The 22,955-nt window shown below is 37.9% G+C and carries 23 protein-coding genes; 3 read left to right on the forward strand and 20 right to left on the reverse strand.

Annotation, left to right across the window (positions count from 1 at the left end; translation table 11 throughout):
- Positions 1-136: 136 nt before the first annotated feature.
- The 11 genes from mtaB to gpr all read right to left on the reverse strand — a co-directional run bounded on the left by mtaB (position 137) and on the right by gpr (position 13,700).
- The gene (gene mtaB / locus ACIGHG_RS10390; RefSeq protein WP_336471209.1) at positions 137-1,489 is read right to left on the reverse strand and encodes a tRNA (N(6)-L-threonylcarbamoyladenosine(37)-C(2))-methylthiotransferase MtaB; all 1,353 of its coding nucleotides are present in this window, start codon (positions 1,487-1,489) and stop codon (positions 137-139) included.
- A gap of 5 nt (positions 1,490-1,494) precedes the next feature.
- Positions 1,495-2,244: a 16S rRNA (uracil(1498)-N(3))-methyltransferase gene (locus tag ACIGHG_RS10395; RefSeq protein WP_336471208.1), complete on the reverse strand. Its 750-nt coding sequence runs from the start codon at positions 2,242-2,244 to the stop codon at positions 1,495-1,497.
- Positions 2,245-2,406: 162 nt separating this feature from the next.
- Positions 2,407-3,345, reverse strand: a complete 939-nt coding sequence (gene prmA / locus ACIGHG_RS10400; RefSeq protein WP_336471207.1) for a 50S ribosomal protein L11 methyltransferase — start codon at positions 3,343-3,345, stop codon at positions 2,407-2,409.
- Positions 3,346-3,373: 28 nt separating this feature from the next.
- Positions 3,374-4,477 carry a molecular chaperone DnaJ gene (gene dnaJ, locus ACIGHG_RS10405; RefSeq protein ID WP_336471206.1) on the reverse strand — a complete coding sequence of 368 codons (1,104 nt, stop codon included), beginning with the start codon at positions 4,475-4,477 and terminating at the stop codon, positions 3,374-3,376.
- A 215-nt stretch (positions 4,478-4,692) separates the two neighbouring features.
- Positions 4,693-6,528 carry a chaperone protein DnaK gene (dnaK, locus tag ACIGHG_RS10410; protein WP_336471205.1) on the reverse strand — a complete coding sequence of 612 codons (1,836 nt, stop codon included), beginning with the start codon at positions 6,526-6,528 and terminating at the stop codon, positions 4,693-4,695.
- Between the two features lie 25 nt (positions 6,529-6,553).
- A complete protein-coding gene (grpE, locus tag ACIGHG_RS10415) occupies positions 6,554-7,120 on the reverse strand; it encodes a nucleotide exchange factor GrpE (RefSeq protein ID WP_336471204.1) in 567 nt (188 codons plus the stop codon).
- Positions 7,121-7,243: 123 nt separating this feature from the next.
- Positions 7,244-8,275 (reverse strand): heat-inducible transcriptional repressor HrcA, encoded by a 1,032-nt coding sequence (gene hrcA / locus ACIGHG_RS10420; protein WP_336471203.1) that lies wholly within the window; start codon positions 8,273-8,275, stop codon positions 7,244-7,246.
- A 543-nt stretch (positions 8,276-8,818) separates the two neighbouring features.
- Entirely contained in the window at positions 8,819-9,958 is a 1,140-nt protein-coding gene (gene hemW, locus ACIGHG_RS10425; RefSeq protein ID WP_336471202.1) for a radical SAM family heme chaperone HemW, read from the reverse strand.
- A gap of 241 nt (positions 9,959-10,199) precedes the next feature.
- The gene (gene lepA, locus ACIGHG_RS10430) at positions 10,200-12,023 is read right to left on the reverse strand and encodes an elongation factor 4 (RefSeq protein ID WP_336471201.1); all 1,824 of its coding nucleotides are present in this window, start codon (positions 12,021-12,023) and stop codon (positions 10,200-10,202) included.
- 210 nt (positions 12,024-12,233) lie between these two features.
- Positions 12,234-12,575 (reverse strand): DUF3679 domain-containing protein, encoded by a 342-nt coding sequence (locus ACIGHG_RS10435; RefSeq protein ID WP_336471200.1) that lies wholly within the window; start codon positions 12,573-12,575, stop codon positions 12,234-12,236.
- 21 nt (positions 12,576-12,596) lie between these two features.
- Positions 12,597-13,700 (reverse strand): GPR endopeptidase, encoded by a 1,104-nt coding sequence (gene gpr / locus ACIGHG_RS10440; protein WP_336471199.1) that lies wholly within the window; start codon positions 13,698-13,700, stop codon positions 12,597-12,599.
- A gap of 182 nt (positions 13,701-13,882) precedes the next feature.
- On the opposite strand from gpr, the gene rpsT reads away from it, so the two are divergent.
- Entirely contained in the window at positions 13,883-14,140 is a 258-nt protein-coding gene (rpsT, locus tag ACIGHG_RS10445) for a 30S ribosomal protein S20 (RefSeq protein WP_020062230.1), read from the forward strand.
- Positions 14,141-14,221: 81 nt separating this feature from the next.
- Here the strand turns inward: rpsT and holA are convergent, their stop codons facing one another.
- On the reverse strand, positions 14,222-15,235 hold the full coding sequence (holA, locus tag ACIGHG_RS10450; protein WP_336471198.1) for a DNA polymerase III subunit delta: 1,014 nt from the start codon (positions 15,233-15,235) through the stop codon (positions 14,222-14,224).
- Positions 15,236-15,602: 367 nt separating this feature from the next.
- Between holA and ACIGHG_RS10455 the strand changes: the two genes are divergently transcribed.
- Positions 15,603-15,737, forward strand: coding sequence for a YqzM family protein (locus ACIGHG_RS10455; protein WP_020062228.1), 135 nt, complete (start codon positions 15,603-15,605; stop codon positions 15,735-15,737).
- On the opposite strand, the gene ACIGHG_RS10460 is transcribed toward ACIGHG_RS10455, so the two are convergent.
- From ACIGHG_RS10460 to ACIGHG_RS10470, 3 genes are all read right to left on the reverse strand, one after another.
- Positions 15,724-18,081, reverse strand: a complete 2,358-nt coding sequence (locus ACIGHG_RS10460; RefSeq protein WP_336471197.1) for a DNA internalization-related competence protein ComEC/Rec2 — start codon at positions 18,079-18,081, stop codon at positions 15,724-15,726. The genes ACIGHG_RS10455 and ACIGHG_RS10460 overlap by 14 nt on opposite strands.
- Before the next feature lie 19 nt (positions 18,082-18,100).
- On the reverse strand, positions 18,101-18,658 hold the full coding sequence (locus tag ACIGHG_RS10465; RefSeq protein ID WP_336471196.1) for a ComE operon protein 2: 558 nt from the start codon (positions 18,656-18,658) through the stop codon (positions 18,101-18,103).
- 67 nt (positions 18,659-18,725) lie between these two features.
- On the reverse strand, positions 18,726-19,319 hold the full coding sequence (locus ACIGHG_RS10470; RefSeq protein ID WP_336471417.1) for a helix-hairpin-helix domain-containing protein: 594 nt from the start codon (positions 19,317-19,319) through the stop codon (positions 18,726-18,728).
- Between the two features lie 82 nt (positions 19,320-19,401).
- Between ACIGHG_RS10470 and comER the strand changes: the two genes are divergently transcribed.
- Complete coding sequence (gene comER, locus ACIGHG_RS10475; protein ID WP_336471195.1) at positions 19,402-20,226, forward strand: late competence protein ComER; 825 nt, start codon at positions 19,402-19,404, stop codon at positions 20,224-20,226.
- Positions 20,227-20,321: 95 nt separating this feature from the next.
- Here comER and ACIGHG_RS10480 read toward each other — a convergent pair whose 3' ends face one another.
- From ACIGHG_RS10480 to yhbY, 5 genes are all read right to left on the reverse strand, one after another.
- Positions 20,322-21,071, reverse strand: coding sequence for a methyltransferase domain-containing protein (locus ACIGHG_RS10480; RefSeq protein ID WP_336471194.1), 750 nt, complete (start codon positions 21,069-21,071; stop codon positions 20,322-20,324).
- Positions 21,068-21,424: a ribosome silencing factor gene (rsfS, locus tag ACIGHG_RS10485; RefSeq protein ID WP_090916730.1), complete on the reverse strand. Its 357-nt coding sequence runs from the start codon at positions 21,422-21,424 to the stop codon at positions 21,068-21,070. The genes ACIGHG_RS10480 and rsfS overlap by 4 nt, the downstream gene beginning before the upstream one ends.
- A complete protein-coding gene (gene yqeK, locus ACIGHG_RS10490; RefSeq protein ID WP_336471193.1) occupies positions 21,421-21,990 on the reverse strand; it encodes a bis(5'-nucleosyl)-tetraphosphatase (symmetrical) YqeK in 570 nt (189 codons plus the stop codon). Before yqeK ends, rsfS begins: the two co-directional genes overlap by 4 nt.
- Positions 21,980-22,549: a nicotinate-nucleotide adenylyltransferase gene (locus ACIGHG_RS10495; protein WP_090916734.1), complete on the reverse strand. Its 570-nt coding sequence runs from the start codon at positions 22,547-22,549 to the stop codon at positions 21,980-21,982. The genes yqeK and ACIGHG_RS10495 overlap by 11 nt, the downstream gene beginning before the upstream one ends.
- Before the next feature lie 103 nt (positions 22,550-22,652).
- Positions 22,653-22,952 carry a ribosome assembly RNA-binding protein YhbY gene (yhbY, locus tag ACIGHG_RS10500; RefSeq protein WP_335514217.1) on the reverse strand — a complete coding sequence of 100 codons (300 nt, stop codon included), beginning with the start codon at positions 22,950-22,952 and terminating at the stop codon, positions 22,653-22,655.
- Positions 22,953-22,955: the final 3 nt, after the last annotated feature.

Consider the following 22,955-nt stretch of genomic DNA (forward strand, 5'->3'; position numbering starts at 1 on the left):
TTAGTGAATTCGTTGCTCACAAGTTGTCTGACAACCTTAATCTTCAGCATTATATCATAAAGTATAGCGGTTTCATATTTTAACTTCTCCAGCAAATAAAAAAGCATACAAACAAAACCGTTTGCATGCTTTTCTGTTACGCACTTGCTGATTCTTTTGGAGATGCATCTTCTAGCACACGAACAAATTGTGCTTCATTGTAAGGATAACCAGCTTTCGTAATTTTTACTTTAATTAATTTACCGATTAATTCTTCAGAGCCTTCAAAGACAACTTTTAAGTAATTATCCGTGTAGCCTACATATAATCCTTCACGACCAGCTTCTTTAAATGGTTCTTCCGGAATAATTTCAAGCACTTCACCCTCAAACTGAGATGCATATTCTTTCGCTAATTGATCAGATAATGCAATCAAGCGGTGTACACGCTCGTTCTTGATTTCTTCTAGCACTTGATCCTCCATACGTGCTGCTGGTGTCCCCGTACGTTTTGAATACGGGAATACATGAAGTTCAGAGAAACGATTATTTTTGATGAAATTGAACGTTTCCATAAATTCTTCTTCTGTTTCACCTGGGAAACCAACGATAACATCAGATGTAATTGCAAGTCCTGGCAGCGCTTCTTTTAAGCGGTCTAAACGCTCTTGGAAAAACTCCATTGTATATTTACGACGCATACGTTTCAATACTGTATTAGATCCAGATTGAAGCGGTATGTGTAAATGACGGACAACAACTTTAGAATCACGCAGTACTTCAATCACTTCATCTGTAATTTGACTTGCCTCAATAGAAGAAATACGAAGACGTTTTAAACCTGTTACTTGCGCTTCCATATCACGAAGTAATCCCGCTAAGTTATAATCTTTCATATCTTCACCGTATCCACCTGTATGAATACCTGTTAAAACAATTTCTTTATAACCAGCATCTACTAATTGCTGCGCTTGGCGAATGACTTCTTTCCCATCACGAGAACGCATTAAACCACGAGCCCACGGAATAATACAGAACGTACAGAAGTTGTTACATCCTTCTTGAATTTTTAAAGATGCACGCGTACGATCTGTAAAATATGGTACGTCTAACTCTTCGTATACACGTGTTTTCATAATGTTACGTACAGCATTAATCGGCTGACGTTCATTACGGTATTCTTCAATATAGCCAAGCATTTTCTCACGATCTTGCGTTCCGACTACAATATCTACACCTGGAATTGCCATAATTTCCGCTGGAGATGTTTGTGCATAACATCCCGTTACACAAATTACCGCATCAGGATTTTGACGAACGGCACGACGAATAACTTGACGACTTTTTTTATCCCCTGTATTTGTTACTGTACATGTATTAATTACATACACATCAGCTGTTTTTTCAAATTCAGTTCGTTCATAACCACCCTGTTTAAACAGTTGCCAAATTGCTTCTGTCTCGTAGTGGTTTACTTTACAACCTAACGTATGAAACGCAACAGTTGCCATATAACTCACCCCATTAATTCAAAATGATAAGAAGCGGCACTTAGCGCGTATAAAGGCGCCGTTTCTGTCCGCAATATTCTTGGTCCTAAACTACAAGGTACAAAGGCATACTCAGAAAGAGAAGATACTTCTTCTTCCGTTAAACCACCTTCTGGCCCAAATACAATGAGCACCTTTTGTCCTGGCCTTAATTTTGTTAAAGCCTTAGCGAAATTTGATTTTTCACCTTGTTTCGCTTCCTCTTCATACGCAACGAGACAGTTATCATAATCTTTGCTCATCGCGAGAAGCTCTTTAAAAGAAACAGGCGCATACACAGTCGGAATCTCACTGCGATGAGACTGCTCAGCTGCCTCTTTGACAATTTTATTAAAACGCTCTACTTTTTTCCCAGCTTTTTTCGCATCCCATTTCACAATAGATCGAGATGCTTGGAACGGTAAAAAGCCTGCTGCTCCAAGCTCAGTTCCTTTTTGTAAAATCAACTCAAGCTTATCACCTTTAGGCAATCCGCTTGCAATTGTCACAAAAACAGGTAGCTCAGTTGACATCTCTACCCATTCTACAATAGTCGCATTTACAAATTCATTGGTAATTTCAGCAATTGTACAAATTGCCGTCTTCCCATTTGTACAACAATAAATTTGATCACCAGGCGTCATACGCATTACTCTTCCGATGTGATGCACATCATCTCCTACAATACGAATCGCCATTTCATTTACATTTTGTTCTTCTACAAAATAACGTTGCATTCTATCACCTTAGTAAAGTTTGGCTCTTTTCGTAAACGAGTGCTTACGAAAAGAGCCAAACGGTATGATTTGTATGAAACAAACGGTAAGTCCCTCGCTACTTTCAACGAGAGACTTTCCGCTTACCTTTCCCTGAAAACACTTGATTAAGGAAACTTTATCTTACCCTCTACGCGCAATAATTGCTACCCAATCTTCCATTGTTAACACTTCTTCTACTGTAAAACCAGCATCTACTAACGCTTCTGTTACCACTTTTTCTTTTGCAGCAATAATACCAGATGTAATGAACAATCCACCTTGTTTTACAACTTTCGCTGCGTCTTCTGGGAATAGTAAAATAATTTCCGCTAGTAAATTTGCGACAATTAAATCAACAGGCCCTTCAATGCCCTCTAGTAAGCTGTTTTGTCCAACAGTTACAACATGTTCTGTATGATTTAATCGTACATTCATTTCCGCACTTTCTACTGCAACCGGATCTAAATCGTATGCTTGAATAGAAGCAGCACCTAATTTAGCCGCTGCAATACTTAATACACCAGAACCCGTTCCAACGTCAATGACAGTATCTCCTGGCTGGACAGTTTTCTCTAAAGCACGGATGCACATCGTTGTTGTCGGATGCGTTCCCGTACCAAATGCCATTCCTGGATCTAATTCAATAATTTTTTCTTCAGGTGAGGAAGGAGTATACTCTTCCCATGTTGGCACAATTGTAAATGTATCAGAAATTTTCACCGGATGGTAATATTTTTTCCAAGCAGTTGCCCAATCCTCTTCATCTACTTCATTAACAGATACAGTCGCTGCTCCAATCTCGATTCCATAAGAAGGTAATAGATCAATGGACGACTTTACATTTGTAATTGTTTCTTGTAAAGCATCATTCTTTGGGAAATACGCTTTTACAAGCACACCTTCTGCTGGATATTCAGCTGGATTTAATGCATAAATCTCGCCAAATTGTTGTTCACGCTCTTTCGTTAATTCAGCAGGATCTTCAATCGCAACGCCACTTGCACCTGCTTCGTGTAAAATATGCGAGATTGCTTCTACTGCTTCCTCTGTTGTATGAATACTAATTTCTGACCATTTCACAATTTACCAACTCCATCTTTTATTTCCATTATTCCCCTTTAAAAGCTCTCTTAAGCTTTCCAAATAGGCTATCATCATGATCTTCTTGACCTGCAAATTCTCTTAATAAATCTTTTTGGTGCGATGTTAATTTCGTTGGCGTAACAACACGTACTACTACGTATTGATCACCTTGCCCATATCCACGTACGTTTGGCGCACCCTTTCCTTTTAAACGGAATTCTGTTCCTGTTTGTGTTCCTGCTGGAATTTTTAATTTTACTTTCCCCTGCACTGTCGGAACTTCCACTTCATCCCCAAGCGCTACTTGTGCGAATGTTAATGGCATTTCGCAAATAATATCATCACCTTCGCGATGGAAGAATTCATGATCTTTCACACGAACTACTACATATAAGTCTCCTGCCGGGCCGCCGTTAATACCAGCTTCTCCCTTACCAGTAACGCGAATTTGTTGACCGTTATCAATACCCGCTGGAATTTTAACATTAATTTTTTTGCGCTTACGTACTTTTCCAGATCCATGACATGTTGTACATTTCTCTTTAATAATTTGGCCTGTTCCAGAGCATTGTCTACAAGCTTGACGATTCACAATGCGACCAAATGGTGTGTTTTGCTCCACGCTAACTTGACCTGTTCCAGAACAATGTGAACATGTTTCCTTTGAAGTTCCAGGTTTTGCTCCGCTACCGCTACATGTATTACAAGGATCTTCAGCTGGAATTTCAATATCCATCTCTTTACCAGAAATTGCCTCTTCAAAATTTAAAGAAACTTGATATTGAAGGTCTGCCCCTTGACGCGGTGCATTTGGATCACGACGTCTACCGCCTCCACCACCAAAGAATGAACTGAAAATGTCTTCAAAGCCAAAGCCTCCACCGAAGTCGCCTCCGCCAAAACCTTGATTTGGATCAGCATGACCAAATTGATCGTACTGCGCACGTTTTGAATCATCACTTAATACTTCGTATGCTTCTTGCACTTCTTTAAATTTTTCAATTGCATTTTCTTCAGTACTTACATCTGGATGATACTTTTTCGCCAAACGACGATATGCTTTTTTAATCTCATCTTTTGAAGCACCCTTGCTAACGCCAAGCACCTCATAGTAATCTCGTTTATTCATAAGTTTGTACCCCCCGAATCCTTTCACATAAACGTAATTTTAACATCGAAAGAAAGTGCTTTGCAACACTGTTTCCTCACTTACAGTATGCAAAAAGAAAAAGATTGGACTCTCACACAAAAGACTCCATGTATACCCAGTCTTTTCTTCACTCGTGAAAAAAGCCAAAGCCAAGGCACGCTTGACTTTGACTTTTTGTCATCTTACTTATTTGATTATTTATCTTCTTTTACTTCTTCAAACTCAGCATCTACTACATTATCGTTTTTTGCGCCTGCATTTCCTTGTGCGCCTTCTGCTTGCTGTGCTCCTGCAGCAGCTTGAGCTTGTTCATATAATTTTACAGTTAATTGTTGTACGATTTCTTGAAGTGCATCTTTTTTCGCACGGATTTCATCAAGATCATTTTTCTCGATTGCCGCTTGTAATGCATCTTTTGCTTCTGTTGCTTTCGCTACTTCAGCTGCATCTACTTTGCCTTCTAAGTCTTTTACAACTTTATCTGTTTGGAATACAAGTTGATCCGCTTCGTTACGAAGTTCAACTTCTTCTTTACGTTTTTGGTCAGCATCAGCATTTGCTTCCGCTTCTTTTACCATACGATCTACTTCCTCATCAGAAAGACCTGAAGAAGATTGGATTGTAATTGTTTGTTCTTTACTTGTTCCTAAATCTTTCGCACGTACGTTTACGATACCGTTCGCATCAATATCGAATGTTACTTCGATTTGCGGAATGCCGCGTGGTGCTGGCGGAATGTCTGTTAATTGGAAACGACCTAACGTTTTGTTATCCGCTGCCATTGGACGCTCACCTTGTAGTACATGAATGTCTACTGCTGGTTGGTTATCAGCAGCTGTTGAGAACACTTGTGATTTACTTGTTGGGATTGTTGTGTTACGCTCAATTAATTTTGTAAACACGCCGCCCATTGTTTCAATACCTAAAGAAAGCGGAGTTACGTCTAATAATAGAACGCCTTTTACGTCACCAGTAAGTACACCACCCTGTACTGCAGCACCTAATGCTACAACTTCATCAGGGTTAACACCTTTATATGGTTCTTTACCAGTTTCACGTTTAATTGCTTCTTGTACAGCTGGGATACGAGTAGAACCACCAACAAGAATAACTTTATCCAATTCACTTGGAGAAAGACCAGCATCTTTTAACGCACGACGAGTTGGTTCTAATGTTCTTTCAACAAGGTTAGCTGAAAGCTCTTCGAATTTCGCTCTTGTTAAAGTTAATTCTAAGTGTAATGGACCAGCAGCTCCAGCACTAATGAATGGTAATGAAATTTGTGTTTGCGTTACACCAGAAAGATCTTTTTTCGCTTTTTCAGCTGCATCTTTCAAACGTTGAAGTGCCATTTTATCTTGGCTTAAATCAATGTTATTTTCTTTTTTGAATTCAGCTACTAAATGATCAATGATCACTTGGTCAAAGTCGTCACCACCAAGACGGTTGTCACCAGCAGTTGAAATAACTTCAAATGTTCCATCTGCTAATTCAAGGATAGATACGTCAAACGTACCGCCGCCTAAGTCATATACTAAGATTTTTTGTTCTTCGTCTTGTTTTTCTAAACCGTAAGCAAGCGCTGCTGCTGTTGGTTCGTTAATAATACGTTCTACTTCTAAACCAGCAATGCGGCCTGCATCTTTTGTTGCTTGGCGTTCTGCATCGTTGAAGTATGCTGGTACTGTGATAACAGCTTTTGTTACTGTTTCACCTAAGTACGCTTCAGCAGAAGCTTTTAAGTTTTGTAAAATGATTGCAGAAATTTCTTGAGGTGTGTAGTTTTTACCTTCAACTTCTACTTTGTAGTCTGTACCCATATGACGTTTAACAGACATGATTGTATTTGGGTTCGTAATTGCTTGACGCTTCGCTACTTCCCCTACTTGACGCTCTTCATTTTTGAAAGCTACAACAGAAGGAGTTGTACGGTTACCTTCTGGATTTGGAATAACTTTTGGCTCTCCGCCTTCCATAACAGCTACACAAGAGTTTGTTGTACCTAAGTCAATACCGATAATTTTACTCATGACTAAACCTCCTACATTTATGTAATTATTGATTTACTTTTACCATTGATGGTCGAATCACACGATCTTTTAGCTTATAGCCTTTTTGGAATTCTTCCACAACCGCATTTGATTCAAATTCACTGTCTTCTACTTGCATAACAGCTTGATGTTCATGCGGATCAAACTGATTTCCAACAGCTTCAATCGCTTCAACACCTTCTTTTGCTAATGCTTCTTGCAACTGACGATATACCATTTCCATCCCTTGTAATAAGGATTTCATCTGCTCATCATTTGCTTCTACTTGCATTGCTCTTTCAAAGTTATCAAGAGCCGGCAAAATATCTGACACAAGGCTTTGTGATCTATATTTTTCAGCCGCTTGCTTCTCTAGTTGAACGCGGCGCTTATAGTTTTCAAAATCAGCTTGTAGACGAAGCATGCGACCTTCCGTTTCCGTCAATTTCGCTTGTAATTCATCTACTTTTTCTTGTAAAAGAGCAGCTTCACTTTTTTCTTCAACAGTTTCTTCGCTATTTTCTGGTGCTACAGCTTCTTCTGTTTGCGCTTCTTTTACTTCTTCTATCACTTGTTCATTACGCTCTTCCACAACTTTCACCTCCTTAAAAAGGCAGGGCAGGCACAACTCCGCACGAACCCAGCTATCTATTTTTTTATATTCAACTAATCATCAGTAGCGGAATCTATCTCCGCCACAAATGAAAGTTTCTTATTATTTCGGTTTATACAAACCGTTCAGTCCATCTGTAAATTGTTTTGTAAACAATTGCAACAAACTAATGACACGAGAATATTGCATTCTTGTTGGTCCTAAAATCGCAATTGTTCCAAGCTGCTCATCTCCAATCGAGTATGTCGCAGAAATCAAACTACAATTTTCCATTACAGCAGAAGAATTCTCACGGCCAATTTTCACTTGAATGCCAATTTGTTTACTCTTTAAGATGTCATAAAAGGCATCTTCATTTTCAATCATATTAAATAATGATCGGACCTTTTGAATATCATGGAATTCTGGCTGCGCAAGCATATTTGTTTTTCCACCAAAATATATTTTTTCAGATAATGGAAATTGAAATGTACCATCTAACATTTTCATAACACTATCATAATTATGAACGTACTGACGCAAAACCATTACAATTTCTTTAAAGATTTTATTATGCAGTTCTGACACCGGTACACCAGACAACTTGTCATTCAAAATGTTAACCATTTTTTCCAAATCTTGCAAATCAACAGATTCCGGAACTGTGATTGTTTTACTTTGCACATGTCCTGTATCAGTTACAATAATTGCAACCGCTGTTTGATGACCGAGTGGAAGAATTTGTACATTTCTCAGCTTATTCGCACTTACTTTTGGCCCAAGAACAATTGCCGTATAATTCGTGAGTTCTGATAAAATTTGCGCGGATTGCTGCGCAAGCTTTTCTGCTTCAAAAACTCTTTGAGCGAACAAGTCTTTAATTTGTACAACATCCTCACTTGGCAAATGTTGCGGTGCAAGAAGATGATCTACATAAAAGCGATACCCTTTTTCAGAAGGAACGCGCCCTGAAGAACTATGTGTTTTTTCAATAAATCCAAATTCTTCTAAGTCAGCCATTTCATTTCGAATTGTTGCTGAGCTAAATGTAATTTCTTCTTTCTTAGCTAATGTTCTTGATCCAACAGGTTGTGCTGATCCGATAAAATCGTCAATTATCGCCTGTAAAATTAAGAGCTGACGTTCCGTAAGCATTTCATCATCACCTCTGTTAGCACTCTTATGTTTCGAGTGCTAAATCTATTACTAACTTACCAAAATTGATATTGAATTGTCAACGGAAACGTGATGAGATAAAGTGAAACTTTTAGCTGAACGGGTTTTTTCTGCTAATTAGTTGAACCAATCGGGCTCTTACAGACAGTTTCCCTTCTTGAGTCATCTTCATATACTGTCTGTTTGAGCGGGATAAAGTGAAACTTTTAGCTGAACGGGTTTTTCCTGCTAATTAGCCCTGCCAATCAGGCTCTTACAGACGGTTCTTCTTCTCAATTCACCTTTCTGCACCTACTGTTATTTATTCATTTTATTTTTCTGACATATAAGTTGCTGCTATACAAAATACAATATGACCTCTACTTGCGTTCTCCTTCTGTTTTAAACCTTGCATATGATAGGAAAAGGCCCTGACCGTTTCTATGCGCGGCTAGATGCTCTCGCCCCCCCTAAAAAAGAAAGGGGTTTTTCTGTCGGTTTTTAATTTATATAGAACGGGATACAGTAAAATTTCATATTAGGTTAATCCACTAAAAATGATTGAAAGACTTCATTTCCTAATAACTTCCCTTTTCTTGTTAAACAGACATGATTATTTGTTTCTTGCAGCAATTCATGTTCTTTATTATGATGTAATTGTTTCGCAAAGATGTCGTTCATCTCTACGCCGAATTTTTTGCTAAATTCTATTTTTGAAACACCTGCTGTTTTTCGAAGCCCTAAAAATAACTCTTCTTCCATTTTTTCTTGCCCTGTTACTGTATGAACATCTAAATACGGCAAACCTGCCTCATCGATTTTCGCGAAATATTGTTTTAATGGACCCACATTTTGAATTCGCTCACCCTTTACATAACTATGAGCGCCAGCTCCGAAACCATAGTATTCTTCATTATTCCAGTATGTGAGGTTATGTCTACTTTCATAGCCTTCTTTCGAAAAATTACTAATTTCATACTGCTGGTAACCATGCTTTTCCATCTCATCCATCACAATTTCATACATCTTTGCTTCATGGTCTTCTCCTGGAAGTCTCAGTTTTCCTTTATTCATTAAATTATAAAAGACCGTTTTCGGTTCAACAATTAAAGAATACGCAGAGAAATGTTGAACTCCAAGTGTAAACGCAATATCTAACGTTTCTCTTACATCCTCTATCGTTTGCCTCGGCAGTGCATAAATTAAATCAACATTAATATTTGTAAAACCAACTTCCTGCGCCTCCCGAATCGCTACGAATGCATCTTCTCTCGTATGTCTGCGCCCAATCTTTTCTAGCAATTCATCGCGAAACGTTTGAACACCAAAACTAATCCGGTTTACACCGCCTTCTAATAAAAGATTTAATTTTTCTTTAGGTAAATCTCCAGGATTCGCTTCAAAAGTTAGTTCACAATTTGGCGCAAACGGACGTAAACGACGATTAATAATATCTAGCAATTGCTTTGTCTGTTCCATATTTAACGCTGTTGGCGTTCCTCCACCAACAAAAATCGTTTTCATTTCTTTAAAAGGCGTTTTGTTGATTGTATTCGCAATTTCTTTCTCTAAATATTGCAAGTACTGTTCAACTGGCTGACGTTCAATAAACACTTTATTAAAATCACAATAGTGACAAATATGCTGACAAAACGGAATATGAATATATGCAGCTTGTATCAAGTTCTGCTCCTACCTTTCTAAAAAGAAAACCTCCGCATTTCGGAGGTTTATTTACTTCTGTAATCCTATGCGAACTTTCTCTATTCGCATTCTTCCCCAAATAACTTTTCTCCTTACAATCAAAAGCTTCACCACTATTGTAAAGGAGAGATACAAAGATGTCTAAATATTAACCGAAACTTTAAATACTTTGGTTTTTGCTTCCTAAATAAAAAGAAGCCGTTTGTACGGCTTCTTTTTATTAGTTATCATCCATTTTCAGTACAGCCATGAATGCTTCTTGCGGTACTTCTACAGAACCAACAGACTTCATACGCTTCTTACCTTCTTTTTGTTTTTCAAGAAGTTTACGTTTACGCGAAATGTCACCGCCGTAACATTTTGCTAATACGTTTTTACGCATCGCTTTAATTGTAGAACGCGCCACAACTTTATTTCCAATTGTCGCTTGTATAGGCACTTCAAACTGCTGTCTTGGAATTAACTCTTTTAATTTTTCTACAATTACTTTTCCGCGGTCATATGCTGAGTCACGATGCACAATGAAAGATAGCGCATCGACTTGCTCACCATTCAATAAAATATCCATCTTCACAAGCTTAGACGGTTTATAACCAATTAGCTCGTAATCAAACGATGCATATCCTTTCGTATTCGACTTCAATTGATCAAAGAAGTCATATACGATTTCAGACAATGGAATTTCGTATGTCAAAGTAACGCGCGTTTCATCTAAATATTGCATATCAATAAATGTTCCGCGTTTTCCTTGGCAAATTTCCATAACTGCGCCAACATAATCGTTTGGAACCATAATAGATGCTTTTACATAAGGTTCTTCCACACGATCAATAGATTGTGGATCCGGCATGTTAGATGGGTTATCAACTATCATGTCTTCACCGTTTGTTAAATATACTTTATAAATAACACTTGGTGCTGTTGTAATTAAATCAATTTTAAATTCGCGCTCAATACGTTCTTGAATGATTTCCATATGAAGTAATCCTAAGAATCCACAGCGGAAACCAAATCCAAGTGCTTGAGACGTTTCTGGTTCAAATTCAAGAGCAGAATCATTTAATTCTAGCTTTTCTAATGCATCACGTAAATCATTATAGCGTGCAGAATCGATTGGATATAAACCACAGAATACCATTGGATTTAATTTACGATATCCTGGTAAAGGTTCTGCCGCTGGACGTTTTGCATGTGTAATCGTATCACCTACACGCGTATCACCTACGTTTTTAATAGATGCTGCCAAGAATCCTACATCACCTACTGTTAACTCTTGACGTTGCGTTGTTTTCGGTGTAAATACACCCACTTCTGTTACTTCAAACTCTTTACCCGTTGCCATCATACGTACTTTATCGCCAACTTTTACTGTACCGTTTACGACACGAATATATGCGATTACACCGCGGTACGGATCGTATAAGGAATCGAAGATCATACATTGTAATGGTTCTTCCGAATCACCTGCTGGAGCTGGTACTTTCTCAACGATTTGCTCTAAAATCTCTTCAATACCAATGCCTGCTTTTGCAGAAGCAAGAACAGCTTCAGATGCATCTAATCCAATTACATCTTCTACCTCTTGGCGAACACGCTCTGGGTCAGCGCTTGGCAAGTCGATTTTGTTAATAACCGGTAAAATCTCTAAGTTGTTATCAAGTGCTAAATATACGTTTGCTAATGTTTGCGCCTCAATCCCTTGCGCCGCATCTACAACAAGTATCGCACCTTCACAAGCCGCTAAACTACGAGATACTTCATACGTAAAATCGACGTGTCCTGGTGTATCAATTAAGTGAAGAATATATTCTTCTCCGTCTTTCGCTTTATACGTTAATTGTACTGCATTTAATTTAATTGTAATCCCGCGCTCACGCTCTAAATCCATGGAGTCAAGCAACTGTGCTTTCATCTCGCGTTGTGTTAACGCATTTGTTTTCTCCAAAATACGGTCTGCCAACGTTGACTTCCCGTGATCAATGTGAGCAATAATGGAAAAGTTACGAATTTTAGACTGCCTTTTTGCTCTTTCTTCTTTGTTCATCTATTTATCACTCCTATTAATCTCGCCAATATACACTAGCACTGATTATATCAATACAAGGAAAAAGATTCAATGAAAACTGGTGTTACGTTATAAGCAAGTACTCTTACTTTTATCATATGCAATTCGTAAACAATAGACAAACCTTTCCTAAAAATACAATAAGCTATCCTACTCGTACGTAGGATAGCCCTTTTTTTACACTTTACATTAATGAAATGCACCTTTTATTTTATCAACAATGGTATATGTTATGCTGCGAGTGACATTTTGCACCAAAGAAGCCAAACCTTTCCCCACACTCTCAAATATATTAAAGCTTTTTAATTCTTCTAGTTGTTTTTGTTTTTCTTCAATGGAAAATGCATTTCCAATAATTGTTTTTTCTATCTCTCCGTAGTTTGTTCCTGTTATGTGAGCAATTTGCTCATATGTCGGATCGTTATAGCCTTTCATTCGTTTCAATCCGCTATTGGCAACTTGTATACCCGCTAACGTTATAAGAAATGCACTAACAACGACAATGATGCATTTGCGTGTAAACTGCTCCACTTCTTATTTCTCCTTTTCCAATCAATGCGTATATGCCCCTGTGTTGTCTTGATCAACTTGATGATGAAGAGCTGCGTTCAAACCACTCGCAATTAGATTCGCCATATCTTCAATAAACGCATCCACTTCTTTAGGTGTTACCATTAAATTATGTCCTAGCGGCGCTAGCACTTCATAAATTAACTTTCTCTTCTCTTCTTCTTCAAGCGTACCAACAACTCCCAAAAACATATTGCGGCTTTTTTCATCCGGCATATCTTCTTCTGTTAACTTCTTCTTCTCTCCAAATGTAAAACCAGCTGGAAGTAAAGAACGAGCTGGTTTTCCCCCTTCACGTATCTCACGTCCAAAATGCTTTAAAATATAATCAATTGTATCACTTGTAATCGAAACCGCATCTACAACAGTCGGAACACCAATTGCAATCACCGGTATACCTAGCGTATCTTTACTCAATTCTTTTCGTTTATTCCCAACACCAGAACCAGGGTGAATACCAGTATCCGAAATTTGGATGGTACTATTTACTCGTTCAATAGAACGAGCAGCAAGCGCATCAATCGCAATTACAAAGTCTGGTTTTGTCTTTTCAATGACACCATAAATCATATCGCTCGTTTCAATCCCTGTAATTCCCATAACCCCCGGTCGAATTGCACTGACAGGCCGAAACCCTTCCTCAACACTTTCCGGCTGCAGCTTAAACAAATGGCGCGTAACAAGGACATTCTCTACAACAATTGGCCCTAAGGCATCCGGCGTTACATTCCAATTACCAAGACCAACAATTAAGCAACTCGCTTCTTCACTTATGCCAATTTCTTTTAGAAAGTGCGCAAATTCCTTTGCAAAAATCCCTTCTACTTTTTGTTGCAATGCGGTATCTTGCTGACGAATTCCTTGTACTTCTAAAGTTAAATAATTTCCAGGTTTCTTTCCCATCGCCGGAGCGGCACTTTCATCAATCGTCACCTTTGTAATTGTAATCCCTTCTTCTTCGCGCTCTTTTACAATTACACCTTGAATAGCAGTTTTTTCTTCTTGCTTCTCTTGCAGCATTTGGTGAGCTTCTAATGCAAGATCTGTTCGAATCCCGTATTTACTTAAATCAAGCGGTTCGCTCATACAATCTCCTCCACTATTTATAATCAATATTCATTAGAATTCCCCAATTTATTTTCAGACATTCTTTTCCTATATTGAAATTTCATCGTTCTCACTATTGCAATTCTCTTCTTCGTTTGATAGAATATCACTTGTTCTATGTAAGAATCGAGTCACTCGATCGCACCAGGGAGGTGAAATATATGGCAAACATTAAATCTGCTATCAAACGCGCTAAACTTAGCGAAGAGCGTCGTGCACATAACGCTTCTATCAAGTCTGACATGCGTACAGCTGTTAAAACTGTAGAGGCTTTAGTTAACAATAACGATCTTGAAACAGCAAAAGAAGCATACAAAGTAGCTTCTAAAAAACTTGACAAAGCAGCTCGTAAAGGTCTTATCCACCAAAACGTTGCATCTCGTCAAAAATCTCGCTTAGCGAAACAAGTAAACGCGTAAGGCGTTTAAAAACGATCCGTATGGGTCGTTTTTTATTTACAAAAAAATGTTCATGTAGTTGTCTACATGAACATTTTTCCACTATTCAATATGATTTAAACGCATGAGAAAAAATTCTAGCACAAGACGTTTATCCATTCTTCCTGTCTTCATATTATAATCTGCCTCAGCAAGTTCGTGAATTACTCGTTTTAACGCTTCAAAGGAAAAAGAATTTGTTTGATTCATAGCCAACTTCACACGATATGGATGCACACCAATATGCGATGCAATTTGATTTTGCCCATAACCACGCTGCTGAAGTTCTTTCACTTGATATAATAAACGAAATTGACTTACAAGAAGCGCAAGCAGTTTAATCGGCTCTTCTTGCTGTGTAAATAAGCCTTCTAAAATACGCATCGCACCTGTGATATCTTTTTTTACTACCTTTTCTGTTAAAGAAAATACATTTTGTTCAACAGACTTTGGAACGAGTTCTGCGACAAGCTTTGCCGTAATTTCACCGCCTGTTCCAACATATAATGTCAGTTTATCCATTTCCTTAGCAAGCATCGTTACATTGCTTCCAACAAGCTCTAATAGTAAACTAACTGCCGCCTCTTCTATTTGAATATGCATTTCTTCCGTGCGGCTTATAATCCATTTACGTACATCTTGCACTTGCATAGCATTTGCTTCTACTACATCCGCTGTTTTTTTCAAGAGCTTCGTGACTTTTTTACGCTCGTCCAATTTTTCAAACGGAGCAATAAACACAAGGATAGAAAACGGTGAAGGTTCAGCAATATATTCTTCTAGCACTTTGACGTTTTGCTCAATTTTTGCTTTTTGCGATGTTAAAAACAACGGTGATTTGACAACAATAATTTTACGTTCTCCAAAAAAAGGAAGCGTCCTTGCGTCCTCAATAACTTCCTCTATGTACACTTCTTCCAAGTCATACGTAACGACATTGAACTCACGATCCTCTTCAACTAACGCTGCTGATGTTAAAAGCCGAAGCGTTTCATTGATAAAATACGCCTCCGTTCCATATAACAAATACAACGAAGCGAATTGCTTTTTCTTTATTTTTTTATGTATATCACTCATGTAACTTCCTACTCCCTAACACTTTATATACTTATAGTAATGTGACAGCTACCGTTTTACAAGTCCAAAGGAACAGGTAGCTACCCGTTCCTTGATCTATATAAAACGTTACAAAATAAGCCCCGGGAATCTTATTTCATAACGATGACCACCTTGACCTTATTGTTTGCACCTACCTTACGGGCTATGAATGACAACTGTTAACACACTTGGAAAAGCATTGCACCAATCAAGCTTTTATGAACAGTTGTCCCCCGCTCTCAAAATCTTGAAAAAGGATCTTACTGCCCACGAATAACGGGATAAATTGTAGATTTTTTTCTGACAATATTTTATACTAAAGTGGAATGTTGGGAGGGATTCAAAGATGAATGAATTTGAAAAAAACGTTCAAAGTAAGCGTAATGACGCTGTCGACTCAGGGGTAGGCTTTATCGTTTCATTCGGATTTTTTACCACTTTATTTATCATCGCAACAGTCGTTAAATTTATCGGTTCTTAAAGACTGCACGTGGCAGTCTTCTTTTTTTCTGTGTTTCATCATATGTTAACTTACTGTGAAACGTTCCCGTTTCTCCTCGGAAAACATAAGAAATTGCCCCTTGTTCATCCGTTCTCCACACTTCAATTCCACGCTCCGTTAGACGTTCTAATACTTCAATATACGGATGACCATAACGGTTTTTCTCTCCAACAGAAATAATGGCTTTTGTCGGCTGAACAGTATCTAAAAACTGTCCAGAAGATGACGTTTTACTACCGTGATGCCCAACTTTTAAAACGTCTGCACGCAGCTCTGGATACCATTGTATGAAGCGTTTCTCACCTACTTCTTCTAAATCGCCTGTAAACAACCATGTTAATCCCCCTATTTTTGTCCAAAGTACAATAGATTGATTATTATCTTCTTTTTCTTCTCCTTCCGGCGATAATACTGAAAACACTGCTTCTCCCACCTTCCAGCTATCTCCCTTTTCTACAATTCGAACAGGTACATTCTTTCGCGCAGCAAGCTGCTGTATTTGTTGTTCAAGTAAGGAGAATTTTATCTTTTTCCCTAACACAACCTCTTTTACCGCAATAGATTGTATTATTTCTTGCACTGCTCCCGTGTGATCCATATCTCCATGTGTCACAATTAACTTATCAATCATCCGCACGCCCTCTTTTTGTAAAAAAGGAACGAGAATATCATGTCCAACAGAAAATTCATGTTTTTTCTGCTGCCATTCTTCCTTCTTTACCGGAAGCGTTCCACCCGTATCAATTAAATACGTCCCTTGGTTGTATGGAAGGCGAATCAAAATGGCATCCCCTTGTCCGACATCAATATAAGTAACACTTCCGTTTGCATTTACATATGGAAATGCATAGTGGCATGTACTAAGAAAGAAAAAGCTCGATAGAAACAACAGGCGATATTTTCTCCAAATAAGCCCTTCCCATGATAAAAGAACAGTTACAATACTGATACAATATAAAGCAACGAGAAATGGCTGGGTTTGTCCAAAGGTAAGACGTACAAACGGTAAAGCTTCGCACATTTGAAGCATTACATTCGAAACATGTATGCATAGGGATAACAGATTAGCTAACCATTGAGACACAATTGGAAGACATATAAGACATACAAGAATGACAATACAAACCGGTAAAACAAGTAAAGATAAAAACGGGACATAAATCATATTAAGAAGGATACTGTAAGGAGAAACATAGCCGAAGTGATAAAGCAAAATAGGTGTACTTGTTAATTGAGAAATAACGGAAAGGTATATAGAATTTTTCACTATACCGTTTTCGTTAGCTAGCAAACGTGATGAAGATAACAAAAGAGAAAAGCTTCCAACAAATGAAAACTGGAATCCAATGTTAAATAATACATACGGATCATAAAAAAGCATGATGATTAATGTCATACTTAAAGCATCCATTCCAGACACCCGCACTGCTCGCGTAAGGGCTCCGAATACAATAACAGCTGCTATAGATGCCCGAACAACAGATGGTGAAGCCCCTGCAAAAAACATATATAACGGAATACAAACAAGCAGAAGCATCGTTGTGCTTTCACGCGTTACACCAATTCGAAGTGATACAAAATAACATATTGCGGTTAACAAAACAATGTGTGATCCTGATATCGCCAACAAATGAACAAGTCCAAACTGTTGATACTGTTCTTCTACCTCAAACGTCATATATTGACGATCACCAAACAATAAAGCATTCATAAAAGCTGCTGACTGCTCAGAAAAGGTCTCTCCTATATAAGAAACGGCTGCTTGTCGCATCGAAAATAACCAATGAACAAACGAAATATCTTCTTGCATACAATTCGAAATCGATTCCGCTTCAAAAAGAGCATGAATATACTGTTTATATAAATAATCCTTATAATCAAATGCATAAAAATTACGAGGAGATGGTGGTTCTTTCAAAGTACCAGTAAACGTACACACCATACCAGAGTTCAACTGCTTCAATTTTTCTTTTAATTCACGAGAAGGGATTTTGTAAAACAACTGGACTGTTTCATCATTGTTCAGTTGCAACTGGAAAGAAAGGCGATTTCCATTTATAATCGGCGTACTTTGAATTGTACCTATTACGTCTGTTTCCCGAAAAGAAAGCATAGAATCATTTTGCGCATCTACATAGATTGCATATACATAGGTAAGTCCAAACACGAGAATAATCAAGGAGAGCATCGGAAGAGAGGTACGTAAAAAACAAACTACACAATAACAACCAAATATAAGAAAAGGAACGATAAAAAAAGAGGAATAAGCTGTTGCAATCCCAAAGATAACTGAGATTGCAACGCAAATCCATTGCCCGCGCAACACGTACTCACCTCACGGTTTATACCATATTTTTTGCCTGCAGTAATACTTGTTGTAACTGTTCTAACGTCACTTCGTCAGTTTGTAAAGAAGACAAAAGCTGTTTTAGCTCCTGCATTTTCTGTCGTTCTTCTAATGTTGTTACGTCAAATGCAAGAGGAACATGTTTTACTCTTACATTTGCTTGCTCAAACAACTCAAGTGCATACGGATGATTTTTATAATCCTGTGCATAATACACTGCTGTAACACCACTTTGAATAATCGCCTTACAGCAATGTAAACACGGAAAATGCGTGACATAAATTTCCGCACCATCTGTTTTTGCACCAAATTTCGCACATTGCAGCAGCGCATTCATTTCTGCATGAATTGTACGCACACAATGATTATCGATCACATAGCAACCTTCATCTATACAATGCACACCGCCGGCAATCGACCCATTATAGCCACCAGCAATAATACGTTTATCACGCACAATTGTCGCGCCAACCGCAAGCCTTGTACACGTGCTACGAAGTGATAATAAATGACTTTGTGTCATAAAATATTGATCCCAAGAAACTCGTTCCATTATCTTCACCTACTTTTAAAATCTGTTTATAGTGTAGCGAAATAAGAAAAAAGTCGTCAATGTTTATTTAATGAACAATTATTTCATCTTTCATTTTTTCCAGCGATTTTTCACCAATTCCATCGACCTCTAATAAATCTTCAATTTTTTGAAAGGGGCCATGCTGCTCGCGATACTTTATAATATTTTCTGCTTTTCTAGGACCAATGCCAGATATTTTTTCAAGTTGCTCCTTTGTCGCTATATTTATTTGTATTTTCCCTTCTGACAAGGGCGATCCATTCGTAGCGGCTTCTCCTTTTTTCGGCACATAAATCATCATTTGATCTTGTACAAGCTGCGCTAAATTTACTTTTGTTACATCTGCTTCCGGTAAAAAACCTCCTGCCTTTTCAACAGCATCTTTCACCCGCGCTCCGCTTTGTAATTCATATATCCCTTCACGATGCACAGCTCCTTTCGTATCAACAATGATCGTTTTCGATTGCAATTTAGGTTCTGTTACCTTTGTTTTCTCCTTTCTTTCTTCCATCCTCGAATTCGCTTCCACTTTCACTGCCGATTGTTCTTGTCCACCTTTTGTTTGCCATACAAACAAAATACTGATGACACCAATTGCTGCAAACAAAACGAACCACTTTCTTGGCAAATTCATCATCATCATTTTGCACCTCTAATTCATAAATTCCAAATAAACTTCATATTGTTTAGGAGAAAGATGTTACGAAGGAGGGGATGAAACATTGAACATAGGAATAATAGGAACAGGAAATATGGGGAGTATACTTATTGATGCATGTATCGAAGCCCGCGCTGTCAAACCTTCGTGTCTTACCATCATTAATCGTACTTTCGCAAAAGCATATCATATAAAAGAGAAGTATCCTTCTATTCATATAGCAAAAACAATTCAAGAAGTAATCGAACGTTCTGAACTGATTTTCATTTGTGTAAAACCATTCGACATACATCCTGTTTTGACAAAACATGCTTCGATTCTTACCAATGATAAATGTCTAATCTCCATTACAAGTCCCATATCTACCGAGCAATTAGAAACAATTGTATCTTGTCACGTTGCTCGCATTATTCCAAGTATTACAAATCGCGCATTAGCTGGAGTCTCTCTATGCACATTTGGGGAAAACTGCTCACAAGAATGGCAAAGACGCATATTGAACTTGTTTCAAAAAATCTCTAAACCTATCATCATTGAGGAGAATATCACGAGAGTAGCATCTGATATCGCAAGCTGCGGCCCGGCATTTTTCAGCTATTTATTACAACGATTTATTGACGCATCTGTAGAGGAAACAAATATTACACGTGAAGAAGCTACTGTTTTAACGAGTGAAATGATTATCGGAATGGGAAAACTGCTAGAAAAACAAATTTTCACCTTACCGACTTTACAGGAGAAAGTTTGCGTAAAAGGCGGTATAACCGGAGAAGGGATTCGGATTTTAGAAGAACATATTGGAGATATGTTTAACAAGGTGTTAAAACGAACACATGAAAAGTACGAAGAGGATGTAGAGCACATAGAACAGCAATTTAATAAACTTTAATATATCTTTTACGACAAAAACAACTATATTCCTTCATAAAATATTTTATTTTTTGCTATATAATAAAAAAGCAACCATTCTCGGTTGCTTTTTTATTATACATTTTTTGTAGCGACAAAGAAAATACGCTCTGTTTGTTCTGTTACTTCTACTCTTTCGAAGTCCCCTGTCACACGACGAACAGTAAAACCAGCTTTTTCAAGCCACTTCGTCAGCTCTTCAACAGAATATGTACGTTGCATATGCAATTCATCAAACCGATGATACACATCCTCTTCTTCATCTCGTACAAAAAATGTCAAATCATGTTCCACACTGTTTGGCTCTTCACCTGGAAAACAGTTCCAAATGAGAGAAACTTCATCTTCATTCATTGTATACGTTTCATTTTGAAATACATGATGAATTTTATAAAGAGAGTGCACATCAAATAAAAATAAACCATCTGGACGCAAATGATGATACACACGCCTGAATGTCTCTTGGATACCTTCTTCTTCTAATACATAATTTAAAGAATCACAAAAAATTGTCACACAATCGAACTCGCCTGGAACATCTAACTCACGCATATCTTGTTGATAAAAAGGAATAAATTGTCCTTCTTCACCTAACTTTTGCTGAGCAATTGTTAACATTTCTTCTGATAAATCTACTCCCGTTACATCGTATCCTTTTTGCACAAGAGGCAACGTAACATTCCCTGTTCCGCAGGCTACATCGAGAATTTTCGCATCTGTTTTACCAATTTGCTCCAAGCTTTGTTCCGTAAATTCCACCCATTTTTCATATGGGACATCATTCATTAGCTCATCGTATAACAATGCAAATTGTTCGTATCTCATTGACCTAACTCTTCTGTAACATCTTCGCGCGGTACATCGCCCCAAAGACGTTCTAAATTATAATAATTACGCTCATCTTTATGGAATACGTGTACAACAACATCACCAAGATCAACTAGTACCCAACGTGCCTCTTCAAAGCCTTCCATGCGTTTTACATCAACTTGCACTTCATGCGCTTGTTCTTTAATTTCACGAGCGATTGCTTGCACTTGTTTATCTGAGTTACCATGACAAATTACAAAATAATCAGCAAGCGGGGAAATCCCTTGCATATTCAACACAACAATATCTTCTGCTCTTTTATCATCAGCTGCTCGCGCTGCCAATACTAATAATTCTCTGTCCTTCATTTCGTAAGGTCCTCCTTAATGACTGCATTATATGTTTGGAATGTTAATGGATAAATCGTTTGATTCTTTTCCATTAAAAATTGTATCGTATGCTTTAAAGCATATAATAACGCTTGATTAAGATCTTCTCGCGCTAACTTCCGTGCTTCTTCAACGCCCGGAAACTTACGACCAGGTTCAATATAATCAGCCACGTAAATCACTTTATCAAGCATCGTCATCTGTTCATGTCCACTTGTATGATACGTAATAGCTTGTAATATATCAGCGTCTGTAATACCGACTTCTCGTTCTACTAAATATGCCCCGACCGGCGCATGCCATAATTCTTTATTATAAAGCAATAAATCTTTTGGCAAATTTTCTCGCTTAATAATCTCTTCCATTTCTGAAATCGGTCTACACTTTGCATAATCGTGAAAAATCGCTGCCATTTCCGCCTTTTTTTCATCAACACCATATTGCTTTGCAAGTTCGATAGCCGTTTCCATGACACCAAGTGTATGAATATAACGCTTTTCATGCATTTGGTGTTTCACAATTTCAAGCGCTCGTTTACGATCCATATAGCTCATTCCTCTCAATGTATTCCTGTACTCCTTTAGGAAGTAAATATTTGCATGTCTTCTTCTTTGTAAAACGTTCGCGCAGAAGCGAAGAAGAAACAGCAAACTCCGGAATTTCTACCGTTACAATGTCATAAGGCGTAGAAAGTGTATAACCAGGACGAGCAACGCCGACAAACGTAACGAGCTTTAACAATTCATCGATGTTATACCATTTTGGTAAATACTCAACCATATCCCCGCCAATAATAAAATAAAATTGAACGTCTGGATGCTCCTTTGTCAATTGTAACATAGTGTCATATGTGTATGACGGACCTTCTCGTTCCAGTTCCGCTAAACAAGTAGAGAAATGCATGTCTTGTTCAATTGCTAAATGAATCATTTCTAAACGATTACGTACACTTGTAACTTCCTTATCTCGTTTATGAGGGGGGATTTGATTTGGTAGAAACCAAATCTCATCAAGTCCCAATGCATCATACACTTCATTTGCAATTAACAAATGTCCATTATGAGGCGGGTCAAATGTCCCGCCAATAATCCCGATTCTCTTCAAAGAAAACGCCCCTTTACCTCGTTCTTATAGGTGATAGTTCTCATTTATGACAAAACGAGAAACCTATACGAACTCGATTGGTTCAACTAACTTTTAGAAATCGTTACTTTGTTTTTGGTAACACAATACGTTTATTTTCTTTTGATTCCTTATATAAGACGATTGTACTTCCGATGACCTGTACAAGTTCAGCTTTTGCACCTTGTGAAACCTCTTCTGCTACTTCATGGCGATCAAATTCACAGTTTTGCAGTACACTAACCTTGATCAACTCGCGTACTTCTAACGCTTCTGCAATTTGTTTTACCATATTTTCATTTACGCCGCCTTTACCAACTTGAAAAATTGGTGTTAAGTGATGCGCCTCTGCACGTAAAAATCGTTTTTGTTTTCCTGTTAACATGTA

Origin of the sequence: Bacillus sp. NPDC077411, assembly GCF_044543425.1 — a bacterium.
Classification (GTDB): domain Bacteria; phylum Bacillota; class Bacilli; order Bacillales; family Bacillaceae_G; genus Bacillus_A; species Bacillus_A bruguierae.

Coding starts and splice junctions, on each gene's coding strand:
- mtaB (WP_336471209.1), bottom strand. CDS start 1,489: ATGGCAACTGTTGCGTTTCATACGTTAGGTTGTAAAGTAAACCACTAC.
- ACIGHG_RS10395 (WP_336471208.1), bottom strand. CDS start 2,244: ATGCAACGTTATTTTGTAGAAGAACAAAATGTAAATGAAATGGCGATT.
- dnaJ (WP_336471206.1), bottom strand. CDS start 4,477: ATGAATAAACGAGATTACTATGAGGTGCTTGGCGTTAGCAAGGGTGCT.
- dnaK (WP_336471205.1), bottom strand. CDS start 6,528: ATGAGTAAAATTATCGGTATTGACTTAGGTACAACAAACTCTTGTGTA.
- hrcA (WP_336471203.1), bottom strand. CDS start 8,275: ATGCTTACGGAACGTCAGCTCTTAATTTTACAGGCGATAATTGACGAT.
- lepA (WP_336471201.1), bottom strand. CDS start 12,023: ATGAACAAAGAAGAAAGAGCAAAAAGGCAGTCTAAAATTCGTAACTTT.
- gpr (WP_336471199.1), bottom strand. CDS start 13,700: ATGAGCGAACCGCTTGATTTAAGTAAATACGGGATTCGAACAGATCTT.
- rpsT (WP_020062230.1), top strand. CDS start 13,883: ATGGCAAACATTAAATCTGCTATCAAACGCGCTAAACTTAGCGAAGAG.
- holA (WP_336471198.1), bottom strand. CDS start 15,235: ATGAGTGATATACATAAAAAAATAAAGAAAAAGCAATTCGCTTCGTTG.
- ACIGHG_RS10455 (WP_020062228.1), top strand. CDS start 15,603: ATGAATGAATTTGAAAAAAACGTTCAAAGTAAGCGTAATGACGCTGTC.
- ACIGHG_RS10465 (WP_336471196.1), bottom strand. CDS start 18,658: ATGGAACGAGTTTCTTGGGATCAATATTTTATGACACAAAGTCATTTA.
- ACIGHG_RS10470 (WP_336471417.1), bottom strand. CDS start 19,319: ATGATGATGAATTTGCCAAGAAAGTGGTTCGTTTTGTTTGCAGCAATT.
- ACIGHG_RS10480 (WP_336471194.1), bottom strand. CDS start 21,071: ATGAGATACGAACAATTTGCATTGTTATACGATGAGCTAATGAATGAT.
- rsfS (WP_090916730.1), bottom strand. CDS start 21,424: ATGAAGGACAGAGAATTATTAGTATTGGCAGCGCGAGCAGCTGATGAT.
- yqeK (WP_336471193.1), bottom strand. CDS start 21,990: ATGGATCGTAAACGAGCGCTTGAAATTGTGAAACACCAAATGCATGAA.
- yhbY (WP_335514217.1), bottom strand. CDS start 22,952: ATGTTAACAGGAAAACAAAAACGATTTTTACGTGCAGAGGCGCATCAC.